The organism is Nonomuraea marmarensis, assembly GCF_043197025.1.
Taxonomy (GTDB): domain Bacteria; phylum Actinomycetota; class Actinomycetes; order Streptosporangiales; family Streptosporangiaceae; genus Nonomuraea; species Nonomuraea marmarensis.
This window is the reverse complement of record NZ_JBICRM010000051.1, coordinates 33847-49158: the sequence shown is the minus strand read 5'-3', so window position 1 is coordinate 49158 and position 15312 is coordinate 33847. Positions and strand designations below refer to the sequence as shown.

13 protein-coding genes are annotated in these 15312 nt (G+C 71.6%); 6 read left to right on the top strand and 7 right to left on the bottom strand.

What is annotated here, in order from left to right:
• From ACFLIM_RS46070 to ACFLIM_RS46040, 7 genes are all read right to left on the bottom strand, one after another.
• On the bottom strand, positions 1–501 hold a 501-nt coding region (locus ACFLIM_RS46070; protein ID WP_393176452.1), incomplete at its 3' end, for a bifunctional ornithine acetyltransferase/N-acetylglutamate synthase.
• A complete protein-coding gene (gene argC / locus ACFLIM_RS46065) occupies positions 498–1520 on the bottom strand; it encodes an N-acetyl-gamma-glutamyl-phosphate reductase (RefSeq protein WP_393176450.1) in 1023 nt (340 codons plus the stop codon). The genes ACFLIM_RS46070 and argC, both read right to left, overlap by 4 nt.
• A gap of 349 nt (positions 1521–1869) precedes the next feature.
• Complete coding sequence (locus ACFLIM_RS46060) at positions 1870–3261, bottom strand: alkaline phosphatase PhoX (protein ID WP_393176448.1); 1392 nt, start codon at positions 3259–3261, stop codon at positions 1870–1872.
• A 167-nt stretch (positions 3262–3428) separates the two neighbouring features.
• Entirely contained in the window at positions 3429–5459 is a 2031-nt protein-coding gene (locus tag ACFLIM_RS46055) for a bifunctional aldolase/short-chain dehydrogenase (protein WP_393176446.1), read from the bottom strand.
• A gap of 6 nt (positions 5460–5465) precedes the next feature.
• Entirely contained in the window at positions 5466–6677 is a 1212-nt protein-coding gene (gene rhaI, locus ACFLIM_RS46050; protein ID WP_393176444.1) for an L-rhamnose isomerase, read from the bottom strand.
• Positions 6678–6687: 10 nt separating this feature from the next.
• Positions 6688–7005 carry an L-rhamnose mutarotase gene (locus ACFLIM_RS46045; protein ID WP_393176442.1) on the bottom strand — a complete coding sequence of 106 codons (318 nt, stop codon included), beginning with the start codon at positions 7003–7005 and terminating at the stop codon, positions 6688–6690.
• 113 nt (positions 7006–7118) lie between these two features.
• On the bottom strand, positions 7119–7598 hold the full coding sequence (locus ACFLIM_RS46040) for a beta-galactosidase trimerization domain-containing protein (protein WP_393176440.1): 480 nt from the start codon (positions 7596–7598) through the stop codon (positions 7119–7121).
• A gap of 39 nt (positions 7599–7637) precedes the next feature.
• Here ACFLIM_RS46040 and ACFLIM_RS46035 point away from each other — a divergent pair, with 39 nt between their 5' ends.
• Genes ACFLIM_RS46035 through ACFLIM_RS46010 form a run of 6 tightly spaced genes read left to right on the top strand, consistent with a single transcriptional unit; the run spans position 7638 to position 15301 of the window.
• Positions 7638–8639: a LacI family DNA-binding transcriptional regulator gene (locus ACFLIM_RS46035; RefSeq protein ID WP_393176438.1), complete on the top strand. Its 1002-nt coding sequence runs from the start codon at positions 7638–7640 to the stop codon at positions 8637–8639.
• Positions 8636–10048, top strand: coding sequence for a rhamnulokinase (locus ACFLIM_RS46030; RefSeq protein ID WP_393176436.1), 1413 nt, complete (start codon positions 8636–8638; stop codon positions 10046–10048). Before ACFLIM_RS46035 ends, ACFLIM_RS46030 begins: the two co-directional genes overlap by 4 nt.
• A 59-nt stretch (positions 10049–10107) precedes the next feature.
• Complete coding sequence (gene fdh, locus ACFLIM_RS46025) at positions 10108–13335, top strand: formate dehydrogenase (RefSeq protein WP_393176434.1); 3228 nt, start codon at positions 10108–10110, stop codon at positions 13333–13335.
• Between the two features lie 3 nt (positions 13336–13338).
• Positions 13339–14169, top strand: a complete 831-nt coding sequence (locus ACFLIM_RS46020) for a 4Fe-4S dicluster domain-containing protein (protein ID WP_393176432.1) — start codon at positions 13339–13341, stop codon at positions 14167–14169.
• Positions 14166–15167 (top strand): NrfD/PsrC family molybdoenzyme membrane anchor subunit, encoded by a 1002-nt coding sequence (nrfD, locus tag ACFLIM_RS46015; protein ID WP_393176430.1) that lies wholly within the window; start codon positions 14166–14168, stop codon positions 15165–15167. The genes ACFLIM_RS46020 and nrfD overlap by 4 nt, the downstream gene beginning before the upstream one ends.
• Positions 15164–15301, top strand: coding sequence for a hypothetical protein (locus ACFLIM_RS46010; protein WP_393176428.1), 138 nt, complete (start codon positions 15164–15166; stop codon positions 15299–15301). The genes nrfD and ACFLIM_RS46010 overlap by 4 nt, the downstream gene beginning before the upstream one ends.
• The last annotated feature ends 11 nt before the right edge of the window (positions 15302–15312 follow it).

Genomic DNA, 15312 nt, shown 5'->3' with positions numbered 1-15312 from the left:
TTCTTCTTCTGCGGCGGCGGCTCCGCCGCCGCGCTTGAACGAGATTTTAGAGACGGTGTCGGTGGTGCGGATGGCGTCGGCCGCGTGCAGGCCGCCATCGCGGGAGAGCTGGGTGGCGGCGGTCTCGACACCGGACAGCAGCGCGTCCATCGGCAGCCGCTCGCCGATCAGGCCGGTGGAGCAGACGGCGATCTCGCCCGCGGAGTCCGCCAGCACCGCGGCCACCTTCTCGGCGGTGGCGTGAGTGTCCTGGAAACCTTCGGGACCGGTGCAGGCGTTGGCTCCGCCGGAGTTGAGCACCACGGCTCGTAGCCGCCCGCCTGTCAGGACCTGCTGCGACCACAACACGGGGGCGGCCTTCACGCGGTTGGCGGTGAAGACGCCGGCGGCGGCGCGGCTGGGTCCGTCGTTGACGACGAGGGCCAGGTCGCGGGCGCCGCCGGACTTGATCCCAGCGGCGACGCCCGCGGCTCTAAAACCCAGGGGGGCGGTAACGCTCATGGTGCGACTCCTGTCAGGGGAAGGCCGAGCTCTTCCGGCAGGCCGAGGGCGAGGTTCACGCTCTGGATGGCGCCTCCGGCCGTGCCCTTGGTGAGGTTGTCGATGGCGATGACGGCGACCACGCGGCCCGCGCGCTCGTCGAGCGTCACCTGCAGGGCGGCGGTGTTGGCGCCGTAGGTCATGGCGGTGGCCGGCCAGATGCCCTCGGGCAGGAGCTTGACGAACGGCTCTCCCTTCAGCGCCACCTCGTACGCGGTCCGCAGCGACTCCTTCGTGACGCCGGGCGCGGCGGGCGCGGTGCAGGTGGCCAGGATGCCGCGGCTCATGGGGGCCAGGGTCGGGGTGAACGACACGCGTACCGGGCCGCCCGCGACGGCCGAGAGGCCCTGCTCCATCTCGGGGGTGTGCCGGTGGACGCCGCCCACGCCGTACGCGCTGACCGAGCCCATGACCTCGCTCCCGAGCAGGTTTGGCTTGAGCGACTTGCCCGCGCCGCTGGTGCCGCTGGCGGCCACCACGACCACGTCGGGCCCCGTCAGCCCGGCGGCGAACGCGGGCGACAGGGCGAGCAGAACGGAGGTCGGGTAGCAACCGGGGACCGCGATGCGGGTGGCCGTGCGCAGGACGTCGCGCTGGCCCGGCAGCTCGGGCAGGCCGTACGGCCAGGTGCCGACGTGCTCGCCGCCGTAGAACTCCTGCCAGGCGGCGGGGTCGGCGAGCCGGTGGTCGGCGCCGCAGTCGACCACGATCGTCTCCTCGCCGAGCTGGGCGGCGACGGAGGCCGAGTGGCCGTGCGGCAGCGCCAGGAAGACCACGTCGTGCCCGGCGAGCGTGTCGGCGGTGGTGTCCTCGATGACGCGGTCGGCCAGTTGCGGCAGGTGGGGCTGGTGGGCGACCAGGCGGCTGCCCGCGCTGGAGGCCGCGGTGAGCGCGCCGATCTCGAACTCGGGGTGGCCGAGCAGGAGGCGCAGCAGCTCCCCGCCCGCGTAGCCGCTGGCTCCCGCGATCGCCGCCCTCATCCGACTGCCTCCTGCATAATCATGCATCGCCACTCATGACCTTGCCTTCTTGTGAGGATAATGCACTGTAGAGGATGAGTATGCAAGCTGGTGTGCCACATGGTGAGACAGTTCTCTCCAAGTGGCGGCGATGAATCAGCGCATGAGTGATGTCCAGCCGGCGCGGAGGGGCGGTCCGGGGCCGGTGGGGCGGGACGCCCATCGACGTGGCCGCCTCGCCCGACTGGACGCGGGTGACGTGTCGCGGGCCCAGCTCACGCCCGAGGGCGACCGGGCCGCTCCGATCGGCGTCAAGGGCGGGCTGGGGTTCTGCCCTAGGTGCTCATGTACTGGGCGGGAGCGCGGCTCGCTACGGGCGGCGCCACGGGCCGGTGATGCCCAGGACGTGGCCCGGCGAGTAGATGTTGGCGAACATGGTCGAGCCGTCGGCGTCGAAGGTGGGTCCCGCGAACTCGCTGTTGTTGAGCTCGTTGCGGGCCAGCGGGTACGACGTCCCCTGCTGGGTGACCCCCACCAGGTGGCTGAGTCCCTCGCCGTCCTCGGCCAGGATCACCCCTCCGTACGGCGAGAGCACGATGTTGTCGGGACCGTCGAAGTGCGTGTCTTGGTCGGGGTCCGGGTTGACGCCGAAGATGGTCTTGAGGGTGACCGTCTGGCTGCCCGGGTCGTAGAACCACACCTGGCCGTCGTGCTCGTTGACGCTGCCGTCGGCGGCGCGGGCGAAGCTGGCCACGAAGTACGCCCCACCGTCGCCCCAGTAGGCGCCCTCCAGCTTGCGCGACCTGGTGACCTGGTCGTCGGCGAACTGGGAGCGTACCGAGACCGTGCGGGCGTCGCGGTCGGGCACGTCCACCCACCGGACCCGGTACCTGGTGCCGGGCTTGGTGGCCTCCGACAGGTCGGCGACGTGCTCGGAGCCGCGGAAGCAGCTCATCGCCTGCAGCCGGCCCGCCGTGTCGCCGCCCTTGGACGTGGCCAGGGCGCGCAGCGCTCCCTTGCGACCGCGGAAGCCCTCCGGCGGGAGCCAGCGGAAGTACAGCCCGTGCGGCTCATTGGCGTCCTCGGTCAGGTAGATCGCCGAGGTACGCGGGTCGACGGCCACGGCCTCGTGCGCGTAGCGGCCGAGGAACTTCAGCGGCACCGGGTCCTCGTTGGCCCGCCGGTCGAAGGCGTGCACCTCGAAGACGTAGCCGTGATCCTTCTGGAAGAAGGCGCCGGCGCGCTGCTCGCTCTCCTCACAGGTCAGCCAGGTGTTCCAGGGGGTCGGGCCGCCCGCGCAGTTGTTGTGGGTGCCGGCCAGGCTGACGTATTCGGTGCGGCGGTCGCCGCCGGGGCCGACGACGATGTTCGTGGTGCCGCCGCCCGCGACCGGGTCGTAGGTCAGGCCCGGCAGGGCGGGCACCTGGAAGGGCTCATCGAGGGCGATCTCGTGGTTGCAGACCAGCGTCGTCCCCGTGCGGGTGCTGAAGCAGGCCATCCCGTCGGGGTCGCTCGGCGTGGGCTGGCCGCTCTCCAGCAGCGTGACGCCCGCCTCCGCGACGATCTTGTACGAGAACCCGGCGGGCAGGGCGAGTAACCCGCCCGGGTCCGGCACGAGCGGGCCGTAACCCGCGGCCCGGCCGACGGCCGCACGGGCGGCGCCGGGGCCGGCGATGGCCTCGACACTGCCCACGAGGGCGATGCCGAGACCGCCGGCGGCGCTGTGACGGAGGAACGAACGACGGGATACCGGTGCGGACACGGGACATCGCCTCCAGCGTGAGGGAGTGCTTACCAGCGAGCTAGTACCATGTCTTCCACATAAATGACGAATGAATACACGATGAACGACATTTCCTGAAATTGGGTTTACGTACCCAAAGAAACGGGCCGCCGCCCGTCCGGGGGCAGCGGCCCGTACGGGTGGCGTCAGCGCAGGAAGGCAGCGGCGACGCCCGCGTCCACCGGGACGTGCAGGCCCGTGGTGTGGGTGAGGTCGTTGCCGGTGAGGGCGAAGACGGCGGCGGCCACGTGCTCGGGCAGGACCTCGCGCTTGAGCAGGGTCCGCTGCGCGTAGAACTCGCCGAGTCTCTCCTCCTCGACCCCGTAGACGGCCGCGCGGTTGGCGCCCCAGCCGGAGGCGAAGATGCCCGAGCCGCGTACGACGCCGTCCGGGTTGATGCCGTTGACGCGGATGCCGTGCCCGCCCAGCTCGGCGGCCAGCAGACGGACCTGGTGCGCCTGGTCGGCCTTGGCCGCGCCGTAGGCGACGTTGTTCGGGCCGGCGAAGACGGCGTTCTTGGAGGAGATGTAGATGATGTCGCCACCCATGGCCTGATTTATCAGGACCCGGGCGGTCTCGCGGGAGACCAGGAACGAGCCCCTGGCCATGACGTCGTGCTGCAGGTCCCAGTCGGCCAGGCTGGTCTCCAGCAGCGAGCGCGACAACGACAGGCCGGCGTTGTTGACGACGAGGTCCACGCCGCCGAACGCCAGCACGCCCGCGCGTACGGCCGCGGCGATCTGCTCCTCCGACGTGACGTCCACCCCGATCGCCACGGCGACGTCGGACACCCGGTACGCGGCGGCGCCGATCTCGGCGGCCACCTTCTCCGCGGCGGCCAGGTCGCGGTCGGCGACGATCACGCACGCGCCCTCGGCGGCCAGGCGGCGCGCGGTGGCCGCGCCGATGCCCGAGCCGCCGCCGGTGACCAGCGCGATCCGCGTGGCCAGCGGCTTGGGCCTGGGCAGGCGGCGGAGCTTGGCCTCCTCCAGCTCCCAGTACTCGATGCGGAACTTCTCCGACTCGGGAATGGGCGCGTAGGTAGAGACGGACTCGGCGCCGCGCATGACGTTGATCGCGTTGACGTAGAACTCGCCGGCCACCCGCGCGGTCTGCTTGTCCTTCCCGAAGGAGAACATGCCGACGCCGGGCACCAGCACGATCGCCGGGTCCGCGCCGCGCATGGGCGGCGAGCCGGGGGTGGCGTGCCGCTCGTAGTAGGCGGTGTAGTCGGCGCGGTAGGCGGCGTGCAGCTCGCGCAACCGTTCGACCGCCTGCTCCAGCGGCGCGTCCGGCGGCAGGTCGAGCACGAGCGGCGCGACCTTCGTACGGAGGAAGTGGTCCGGGCACGACGTGCCCAGGGCCGCCAGGCGCGGGTGCTCGGCGCGGGAGAGGAAGTCCAGCACCTCGGGGGTGTCGGTGTAGTGGCCGACCACGCGGACGTCGGTGGCGGCCAGGCCGCGGACGTACGGGAACAGGGCGGCGGCCCGCTCGTGCCGCGCCGCCTCCTGAAGGGTTTCATACACCGTGGCGCCGAACGGGTTGTCGCGGCCATGATCGGCCAGGTACGCCTCCGCGGTGCGGATGATCTCCAGCGAGCGGGACTCGCACTCCTCCGACGTGGCGCCCCAGGCGGTGATGCCGTGGCCGCCGAGGATGCAGCCGATCGCCTGCGGGTTGGCGTCCTTGATGGCGGCGATGTCCAGGCCGAGCTGGAAGCCGGGCCGCCGCCACGGCACCCACACGACCCGGTCGCCGAACACGCGCCCGGTCAGCTCCTCACCGTCGGCCGCGGTCGCCAGGGCGATCCCGGCGTCGGGGTGCAGGTGGTCGACGTGCGCGGACTCGACCAGGCCGTGCATGGCGGTGTCGATCGACGGCGCGGCCCCGCCCTTGCCGTGCAGGCAGTAGTCGAACGCGGCGACCATCTCGTCCTCGCGCTCCACGCCCGGGTAGACGCCTTTGAGTGCGCGCAGCCGGTCCAGGCGGAGCACGGCGAGGCCCGGTTCCTTCAGGGTGCCGAGGTCGCCGCCCGAGCCCTTGACCCAGAGCAGCTCGACCTCCTCCCCCGTCACCGGGTCGGGCGCCCGGCCCTTCGCGGAGGTGTTGCCGCCCGCGAAGTTGGTGTTGCGCGGGTCGGCTCCCAGGCGGTGAGAGCGTTCCAGTAGTTCCTTCATGGTTGGTCAGGCCCCCCAGCCGGCCTGGGTGCCGCCGACCCGCTCGGCGACGATTTTCGCGAAATATCCGGATTTTGCATACGCGGCCATCGGATCGCGCGCCAGGCCCATCTCCTCCCGCAGCTCGGCGAGCAGCGGGCGCACGTCGGTGTTGTACGCGTCCATGAACACCGCGTTGGCGCCCAGCACGTCACCCTCGGACTGGGCGGCGGCCAGCGCCTCCCGATCCACTAGCAGCGCCTTCGCGGTGGCCTCCTGAACATTCATCACCGACCGGATCTGACCCGGAATCTTCGGCTCGATGTTGTGACACTGGTCCAGCATGAACGCCACCCTGCGGGGGGCTTCGCCCCCCGCACTCCCCCCGAAAGGCTTGGCGCTTCGCGCGTCTTCCCCGTCGTCCAAGGCTCCGCCTTGGACGACCTCGTACATGATCCGGAACAGCTGGAACGGATCCGCCGCCCCCACCATCAGGTCGTCGTCGGCGTAGAAGCGGGAGTTGAAGTCGAACCCGCCGAGCTTGCCCTCGCGCAGCAGGAACGCCACGATGAACTCGATGTTGACGCCCGGCGCGTGATGCCCGGTGTCCACCACCACCTGCGCCTTCGGCCCCAGCTTGACGCAGTGCGCGTACGCGGTGCCCCAGTCGGGCACGTCGGTGGCGTAGAAGGCGGGCTCGAACAGCTTGTACTCCAGCAGGAAACGCTGGCCCTCGCCCAGCCGGTCGTACACCTCGGCCAGCGACTCCGCCAGCCGGTCCTGGCGGGACCTGATGTCGTCCTGGCCCGGGTAGTTGATGCCGTCGGAGAACCACAGCTTGAGCGTGCCGGAGCCGGTGGCGTCCATGATGTCCACGCATTCGAGCAGGTGGTCGGTCGCCTTGCGGCGCACCCCGGCCGACGGGTGGGTGACGCTGCCCAGCATGTAGTCGTCGTCCTGGAAGACGTTGGAGTTGATCGCCCCGATGCCGACGCCCAGCTCGCGCGCGTGCCTGGCCAGGTCGGCGTAGTCGTCCACCTTGTCCCACGGGATGTGCAGGGCGACCGTGGGCGCCACCCCGGTGTAGGCGTGCACCTGGGCGGCGTCGGACAGCTTCTCGTACGGGTCGCGCGGCACCCCCTTCTGCGCGAACACCTTGAACCGGGTGCCGCTGTTGCCGAACGCCCAGGACGGCGTCTCGATGTGCTGCGCGCGAAGCGCCGTTTTGATGTCTGTCATGACTCCCCGATCAATCCAGGTGGAACACTTCGTCCAACGCGCGCATGCCCTCGTCGGGGCGCCCGTCGAGATCCTCGAAGAACGGCGCCATCTCGGCCTGCCAGCGGGCGTTGACCTCGGTCTCGGCCATGGCCTTCTTGGCGGCCGCGAAGTCGTCGGTCTCCAGGTAGCCCACGAGCAGGCCGTCGTCTCTGAGGAAGAGCGAGTAGTTGTGCCAGCCGGTGCTCGTGAGCGCCTCGCGCATGTCCGGCCAGACGTCACGGTGGCGTTCGCGGTACTCCGCCAGCCGCTCTGGGCGGACTTTCAGCAGGAAGCAGGCGCGTTGCACTGGCACTCCTCTCAAAACGTTTTAATCTCTGTCGAGGAAACTATGATTACTGGTCGTTGCTGTCAATGTGATGCCGGCCCTGGGGCACAGGCGGGAGTGGTGACACGTTTTAATCAGGCAGGGATGATGCGGGCGTCGCCGGCCCGGATGGTGATCGTCTCGCCTCCGGGTGTGGTCACGTCGGCGTCCTCCTCGGTGTGGTTGATCGCGAACAGGTACGCGCGGCCGTCCGGGTGCGAGCGCCGTACCACCTCGACTCCCGGCGCGGCCTGGGCGGCGGGCTCGACGTTCGACTCGGCGCAGACCGTGGCCAGGACCTCGGCCAGGGCAGTGTCGTCGAGCCTGGTGGTCAGGTAGTGCGCGGCCCCCTTGCCCCACTCGTTGCGGGTCCAGGCGGGCTCGCCCGTGGCGTACGCGTCCAGGACCTTCGCGCCGGTGGCGTGCGCCACCTCGCTCCAGACGCTCCCCGTGGCGCCGGAGGCCAGCCGGATCGGGCCGTCCAGGGGGAAGAACTCCTCGACGGTCACGCCGAGCAGGTCCCGCCACGCGCCGGGGTAGCCGCCGAGGCGCACCCGCCCTCGCCGATGCCGCAACTGGCGCAACCATTCGTTAGTACGTTTTAATTGGGCCCCATGGCCATGGTCAGCATCAAGGACGTCGCCGCGCACGCCGGCGTCTCCCCAGGCACGGTCTCCAACGTACTGAACCGGCCGGGCAAAGTCGCCCCGGCCACCCGGGAGCGGGTGGAGGCGGCGATCGACGAGTTGGGGTTCGTCCGCCACGGCTCGGCCTCGTCGTTGCGCGCGGGCCACAGCAGGACCATCGGCCTGAGCGTGATCGACATAGGCAACCCGTTCTTCACCGAGGTCGCGGCCGGGGTCGAGGACGTGGCCAGCGAGCTGGGCTACGCGGTGATCCTGGGCAACTCGGCGGGCTCGGCGGACAAGGAGGACCGCAACCTGCGGGTGCTGGCCGAGCACCGGGTGCGCGGCGTGCTGATCACCCCGTCCGGCGAGGACCCGGCCAGGCTGGAGCGGCTGCGCGGGCACGGCATCGCCGTGGTGCTGGTGGACCATCCCGCGCACCGGCCCGACCAGTGCGCGGTGGCCGTGGACGACGTCGCGGGCGGCCGGGCGGCGGTCGCGCACCTGCTGGCCAGGGGCGCGCGCAGCATCGCCTACGTCACGGGCCCGCTGGCGATCAGGCAGTGCATGGAGCGGCGCGAGGGCGCGAAGGCCGCGATGCGCGGCGCCGGGCTCGACCCCGCCGACCTCAAGGTGGCCGAGGCGACGACGATGACGGCCCGCGCGGGCGAGAAGGCGGCCGGCGATCTGATCGCGAGCGGCCTGCCCGAGGCCGTGTTCTGCGCCAACGACCTGCTCGCCCTCGGCGTGCTGCGCGCGCTGCTGCGGGCCGGGGTGCGGGTGCCCGAGGACGTGGCGCTGATCGGCTACGACGACATCGACTTCGCCGCCGCCTCGACCGTGTCGCTCAGCTCGATGCGCCAGCCCACCTACCAGCTCGGCCGCATCGCCACGGAGCTGCTGCTGGACGAGTGCGACAACGCGGAGACGCACGCGCACCAGCACATCATGTTCCAGCCGGAGCTGGTGGCCAGGGAGTCCACGCAATGAGCCGCCGTTTCGCCGCCGTCGACCTCGGCGCGTCCAGCGGCCGGGTGATGCTGGCCGACCTGTCCGACGGGTTGCGGCTGACGGAGGCGCACCGCTTCCCGAACGGCCCGGTACGCCTGGCGGACCGGCTCTACTGGGACATCCTGGGCCTCTACCGCGAGATCCTGACCGGCCTGCGCGCCGCCGGGCCCGTCTCGTCCATCGGCGTGGACGCCTGGGCGGTGGACTACGGGCTGCTCGACGAGTCGGGAGCGCTGCTCGGCAACCCGGTGCACTACCGCGATGACCGCACGTGGGGCGTGCCGGAGCGGGTGGCGGAGTCGGTCGGGGCGGCCGCGCTGTACGAGGTGTCCGGGCTGCAGGTGCTGCCGTTCAACACGATCTACCAGTTGCTGGCCGACCGGCTCGACCAGGCTGCGACCATGTTGCTGATCCCCGACCTGATCGGCTACTGGCTCACCGGTGAGGTGGGCGCCGAGGTGACGAACGCCTCGACGACGGGGCTGCTCGACGTGCGTACCAGGTCGTGGGCATTACCCCTGGTCGAGCGGCTGGGCCTGCCCGCCGGGATCTTCCCGCCGCTGCGGCGGCCCGGCGACGCGGTGGGCGGCCTGCGGCGGGAGGTCGCCGGAGAGATCGGCTGGTCGGCGCCCGTCAGGGCGGTGGCCTCGCACGACACCGCCTCGGCCGTGGCGGCTGTGCCCGCCTCCGGTCCGGCCTTCGCCTACATCTCGTGCGGCACGTGGTCGCTGGCCGGGGTGGAGCTGGCAGGCCCGGTCCTGACGCCCGAGAGCCGCGCCGCGAACTTCACCAACGAGGCCGGCGTCGACGGCACCGTCCGCTACCTGCGTAACGTCATGGGCCTGTGGCTGCTGCAGGAGTGCCAGCGCGCCTGGCCGGGCTCCGACCTGGGCGAGTTGCTGGCGGCCGCGGCGGGCGAGCCGGCGTTCGCCGCCGTGGTGAACCCGGACGAGCCCCTGTTCCTGCCGCCCGGCGACATGCCGGCCAGGATCGCGTCCGAATGCCGCCGCACGGGGCAACGACCGCCGTCGTCCCCGGCCGGGTACGTGCGGTGCGTGCTGGAGAGCCTGGCGCTCGGGCACCGGCTGGCGGTGCGGCAGGCGATGGAGTTGTCGGGGCGCGACGTAGAGGTCGTCCATCTGGTGGGCGGCGGGTCGCGTAACGAGCTGTTGTGCCAGTTCACCGCGGACGCCTGCGGCCTGCCGGTGGTGGCGGGGCCCGCGGAGGCGACCACGTTCGGCAACGTACTGGTGCAGGCCCGCGCGGCGGGGCTGGTCTCCGGTCTGGAGGAGATGCGCGCGCTGGTCGCCTCCTCGCAGCCGTTGCGCCGCTACGAGCCGTCGGGCGACGGCCAGGCCTGGGCGGAGGCCGCGGCCCGCCTCTTCTGAGCCGGTTTCCCCCAGCCCTGACCAGGGGAGGAAGCCGACCAGGAGCATCGGGGGGCTTCATGGATTTCGCGTGGCCGCTGTTGCGGCAGCTGACCGGCAAGGACCGTACCGGGCGGGCGTCCGCGGCCAAATCGGCCAAGACCGAGGCGTGGCGGGCACGCACGTCCACCGCCGACCGCGTGGTCAAGTCGGTGTGCCCGTACTGCGCGGTGGGCTGCGCCCAGAACGTGTACGTACGCGACGAGCAGGTCGTCCAGGTCGAGGGCGACCCCGACTCCCCCATCAGCAGGGGCCGGCTGTGCCCGAAGGGCGCGGCCACCCTCCAGCTCACCACCGACCCCGGCCGCCAGAAGCAGGCGCTCTACCGGCCGCCGGGCGCGCCGGACTGGCAGGAGATCGACCTGGCCACCGCCATGGACATGGTGGCCGACCGGATCATCGCCACCAGGCGCGCGACCTGGGAATGGGAGCGGGACGGCAGGCGCACGGCCAGGACCCTGGGCATCGCCAGCCTGGGCGGCGCCACGCTGGACAACGAGGAGAACTACCTCATCAAGAAGCTGCTGACGGCGCTCGGGGTGGTGCAGATCGAGAACCAGGCGCGCGTCTGCCACAGCTCGACCGTGGTGGGGCTCGGCACGTCGTTCGGCCGGGGCGGCGCCACCACGTTCATGCAGGACCTGCAACATTCCGACTGCGTGGTCATCCAGGGCGCGAACTTCGCCGAGGCGCACCCGGTCGGCTTTCAGTGGGTGATGGAGGCCAAGGCGCGCGGCGCGATGATCATCCACGTCGATCCGCGCTTCACCCGCACCAGCGCGCTGGCCGACCTGCACGTGCCGATCCGGGCGGGCTCCGACGTGGCCTTCCTCGGCGCGATCATCAACCACGTGCTGCAGAACGAGCTGTACTTCCACGAGTACGTGCTCAACTACACCAACGCGGCCACCATCCTGCGCGAGGACTACCGCGACGCCGAGGACGGGGACGGCGTGTTCTCCGGTTTCAACGCCGAGAACCGCACGTACGACGAGGACTCCTGGCAGTACGAGGGCATGGAGGTGGCCGCGCCCTCGGGCGACCGGGACGAGGACTACGAGCGGCGGGAGGGCAAGGTGCCGCCGGGGCGCGGCGAGATGTCCGGCGGCACCGGCGTCCCGATGGACGGCACGCCCCAGCGGGACGAGACCCTGCGCCATCCGCGCTGCGTCATGCAGGTGCTGCGCCGCCACTTCGCCCGCTACACGCCGGAGATGGTGGAGCGGACGTGCGGGGTGCCGCGGGAGCTGTTCGAGCAGGTGTGCCGGCATCTGACGGAGAACTCGGGGCCCGACAAGACGTCCGAGTTCGTGTACGCGGTGGGCTGGACGCAGCACAGCGACGGCTCGCAGTTCATCCGGGCGGCGAGCATCCTGCAGTTGCTGCTGGGCAACATCGGCCGGCCCGGCGGCGGCATCCAGGCGTTGCGCGGGCACGCCAGCATCCAGGGCTCCAGCGACGTGCCGACGCTGTTCAACCTGCTGCCCGGCTACATCCCGATGCCGCACGCGCACGAGCACGAGAGGCTGCGCGACTTCCTGCAGGCGGACGCGCCGCACCGGGGGTTCTGGGCGAACATGCCCGCCTACCTGGTCAGCCTGCTCAAGGCGTGGTGGGGCGATGCCGCCCAGCCGGACAACGACTTCCGCTTCGGCTACCTGCCCCGGCTGACGGGATCGCACAGCACGTACGACACCGTGCTGGCGCAGCTCGACGGCGTCTGCAAGGGCTACCTGCTGCTCGGCGAGAACCCGGCGGTCGGCTCGGCCAACGCCAGGATGCAGCGCCTGGGCATGGCCGAGCTGGACTGGCTGGTGGTGCGCGACCTCAACCTGATCGAGAGCGCCACCTGGTGGAAGGACGGCCCGGAGATCGAGACGGGCGAGCTGAAGACCGCCGACATCGGCACGGAGGTGTTCTTCTTCCCGGCGGCGGCGCACACCGAGAAGAGCGGCAGCTTCACCAACACCAACCGGCTGCTCCAGTGGCACCACCAGGCCGTCGAGCCCGCCGGTGACGCGCGCAGCGACCTGTGGTTCATGTACCACCTGGGGCGGATCATCCGGCAGAAGCTGGCCGGGTCGCAGGATCCGATGGACGCGCCGGTGCTCGACCTCACCTGGGACTACCCCGTGGCGGGCGACCTGGCGGAGCCGGACGCGGAGGCCGTGCTGGCCGAGATCAACGGCCGCGACTCCCAGGAGCGGCCGGTGCCGGGATACTCCGAGCTCAAGGACGACGGCTCCACGACCTGCGGCTGCTGGATCTACTCCGGCGTGTACGCGGGCGGTGTCAACCAGGCCGCCCGCCGCAGACCGCACACCGAGCAGGACTGGATCTCGGCCGAATGGGCGTGGGCGTGGCCGGCCAACCGGCGGGTGCTCTACAACCGGGCCTCGGCCAGGCCGGACGGCCGCCCCTGGAGCGAGCGCAAGAAGCTGGTCTGGTGGGACCCGGCCGGGCAAAGGTGGACCGGCTACGACGAGCCCGACTTCGAGGTGGACAAGAGCCCCGGCTACCGGCCGCCGCCGGCCGCTCAGGGGGTGGCGGCGCTGTCGGGGATCGACCCGTTCATCATGCAGGCCGATGGGAAGGGCTGGTTGTTCGCCCCGGCGGGGGTGGTGGACGGGCCGCTGCCCACGCACTACGAGCCGCAGGACTCGCCAGTGGCCAATCCCCTCTACGGCCACCAGCGCAACCCGGCACGGAAGGTGTATCCGCACGCGGACAACCGCTATCACCCGAGCGGAGACGACCCGGGCGCGTCGGTCTATCCCTACGTGGTCACGACTTACCGGCTGACCGAGCATTTCACCGCGGGCGGGATGAGCCGGCACACGCCGTACCTGGCCGAGTTGCAGCCGGAGATGTTCTGCGAGGTGTCGCCCGAGCTGGCCGCGGAACGCGGGCTCGTGCACGGCGACTGGGCCACAATCATCACCGCGCGCAACGCCATCGAGGCCAGGGTGCTGGTCACCGACCGGATGCCCTCCCTGCATCTCGACGGGCGGGTGCTGCACCAGATCGGGCTGCCGTTCCACTTCGGGCCCAACGGCCTGGCCAGGGGCGACGCGGCCAACGAGCTGTCGGCGATCTCGCTGGACCCCAACTCGCACATCCAGGAGGTCAAGGCCCTGTCGGCGGACATCCGCCCTGGACGGCGCCCGCGCGGGCCCGCGCTGCCCGAGCTGGTCAGGTCCTACCAGCAGCGGGCCGGCATCACCGTCGACACCGGAATGGAGGCGTGAGCAATGGCCCTGGAGGAGACGCTCGAAGCCGGGCGCGTGGGGTTCTTCACCGACACCAGCATCTGCATCGGCTGCAAGGCGTGCGAGGTGGCGTGCAAGGAGTGGAACGCCGTCCCGGAGGACGGCCTGGACTTCACCGGCATGTCGTACGACAACACCGTGGGGCTGGGCGCCGACACCTGGCGGCACGTCGCGTTCATCGAGCAGCGGCGGCCGCTCGGCCATCAGGAGCCCGGGGTCGGCGACATGGACTTCCGCTGGCTGATGTCCTCCGACGTGTGCAAGCACTGCACGCACGCCGCCTGCCTGGACGTGTGCCCGACGGGGTCGTTGTTCCGCACCGAGTACGGCACGGTCGTGGTGCAGGAGGACGTCTGCAACGGCTGCGGCTACTGCGTGCCCGCCTGCCCGTTCGGGGTGATCGGGGTGCGGGAGAGCAGCGGCACGGCGGCCAAGTGCACGATGTGCTACGACCGCCTGGGCGCCGGGGAGGAGCCCGCCTGCGCGAAGACCTGCCCGACGGACTCCATCCAGTTCGGGGACCTCGATGAGCTGCGCGAGCGGGCCGCGCGACGGCTGGAGCAAGTGCACGAGGCCGGGACCACCTCCGCCCGCCTGTACGGCCACGACACCGGCGACGGCGTAGGCGGCACGGGGGCGTTCTTCCTGCTGCTGGACGAGCCCGAGGTGTACGGCCTGCCGCCCGATCCCGTGGTGACCACGAGAGACCTGCCGTCGATGTGGCGGCACGTCGGGGTCGCGGCCCTCGGCCTGCTGGCGGGCGTGGCGGTCGCGACGGGTTCGATCGCGACGGGACGGAGGGGACGATCATGAGCCAGACCGACGTGCGGCTGGACGGCACGGCCGAGGTGCGTACCGACCGGGAGGCCACGCCGGGCTCGGCGGGGCCCCGGCGCGAGCGTCCCATGGCGCCGCAGGCGGACTTCGACTCCTACTACGGGCTGCCGGTGCTGAACGAGCCGACCTGGCAGGCGCCCGACATCGCCGGGTACCTGTTCCTCGGCGGTCTGGCCGGTGCCTCCTCCACGCTGGCGGCCGCCGCCGAGCTCACCGGCAGGCCGCGCCTGGCCAGAGTGAGCAAGGTCGGCGCCCTGTGCGCGCTGGGCGGGTCGTTCTACTCGCTGATCCACGACCTGGGGCGGCCCGGCCGGTTCGTGAACATGTTGCGGGTGTTCAAGGTGACCTCGCCGATGAGCGTCGGCACCTGGATCCTCACCGCGTACGGACCGCAGGCCGGGTGCGCCGTGGCCACCGACGTGACCGGGCGGTTCCCCGGGCTGGGCCGGGCCGCCACGGTCGGGGCGGGGCTGGCCGGGTCCGCGGTCGCCACCTACACCGCCGCGCTGATCTGCGACACCGCCGTGCCCGCCTGGCACGAGGGTTTCCGCGAGATGCCGTTCCTGTTCGCCGGGTCGGCCACGGCCGCCGCCGGCGGGCTGGGCATGCTGGCCGCGCCGCCGGCCGAGGCGGGTCCCGCCCGCCGGGCGGCGCTGCTGGGCGCGGCCGTCGAGTGCGCCGCCGCCACCCGGATGGAGCGGCGGCTGGGGCCGCTGGCCGAGCCGCTCAAACGCAGCCGGCTGTTGCGCGCGGGCGAGGCGTTGTCGCTGGCGGGCGCGCTGGCCGGGATCACCCTCGGCCGGCGCAGCAGGATCGCGGCCATGGCGGCGGGCGCTGCCCTGCTGGCGGGGTCGGCCTGCACCCGGTTCGGGATCTTCCGGGCCGGGATGGAGTCGGCGAACGACCCGAAGCACACCGTGCAGCCGCAACGGAGGCGGCTGGCGAAAGCACGAGCGGAGCGTGACCAAACATGAAACGAAAAGTCATCGAATATCTGCCGTTCATGGGCATCGTGCTCGTCGTCTGCACGGCGTCCTGGCTGGCGGGGCGGACGTTCCCCGGCCCGATCACGGGGCGCCGGTTCAAGCGCAGAAACGAGAGTGCGTGAGACGGGACCGC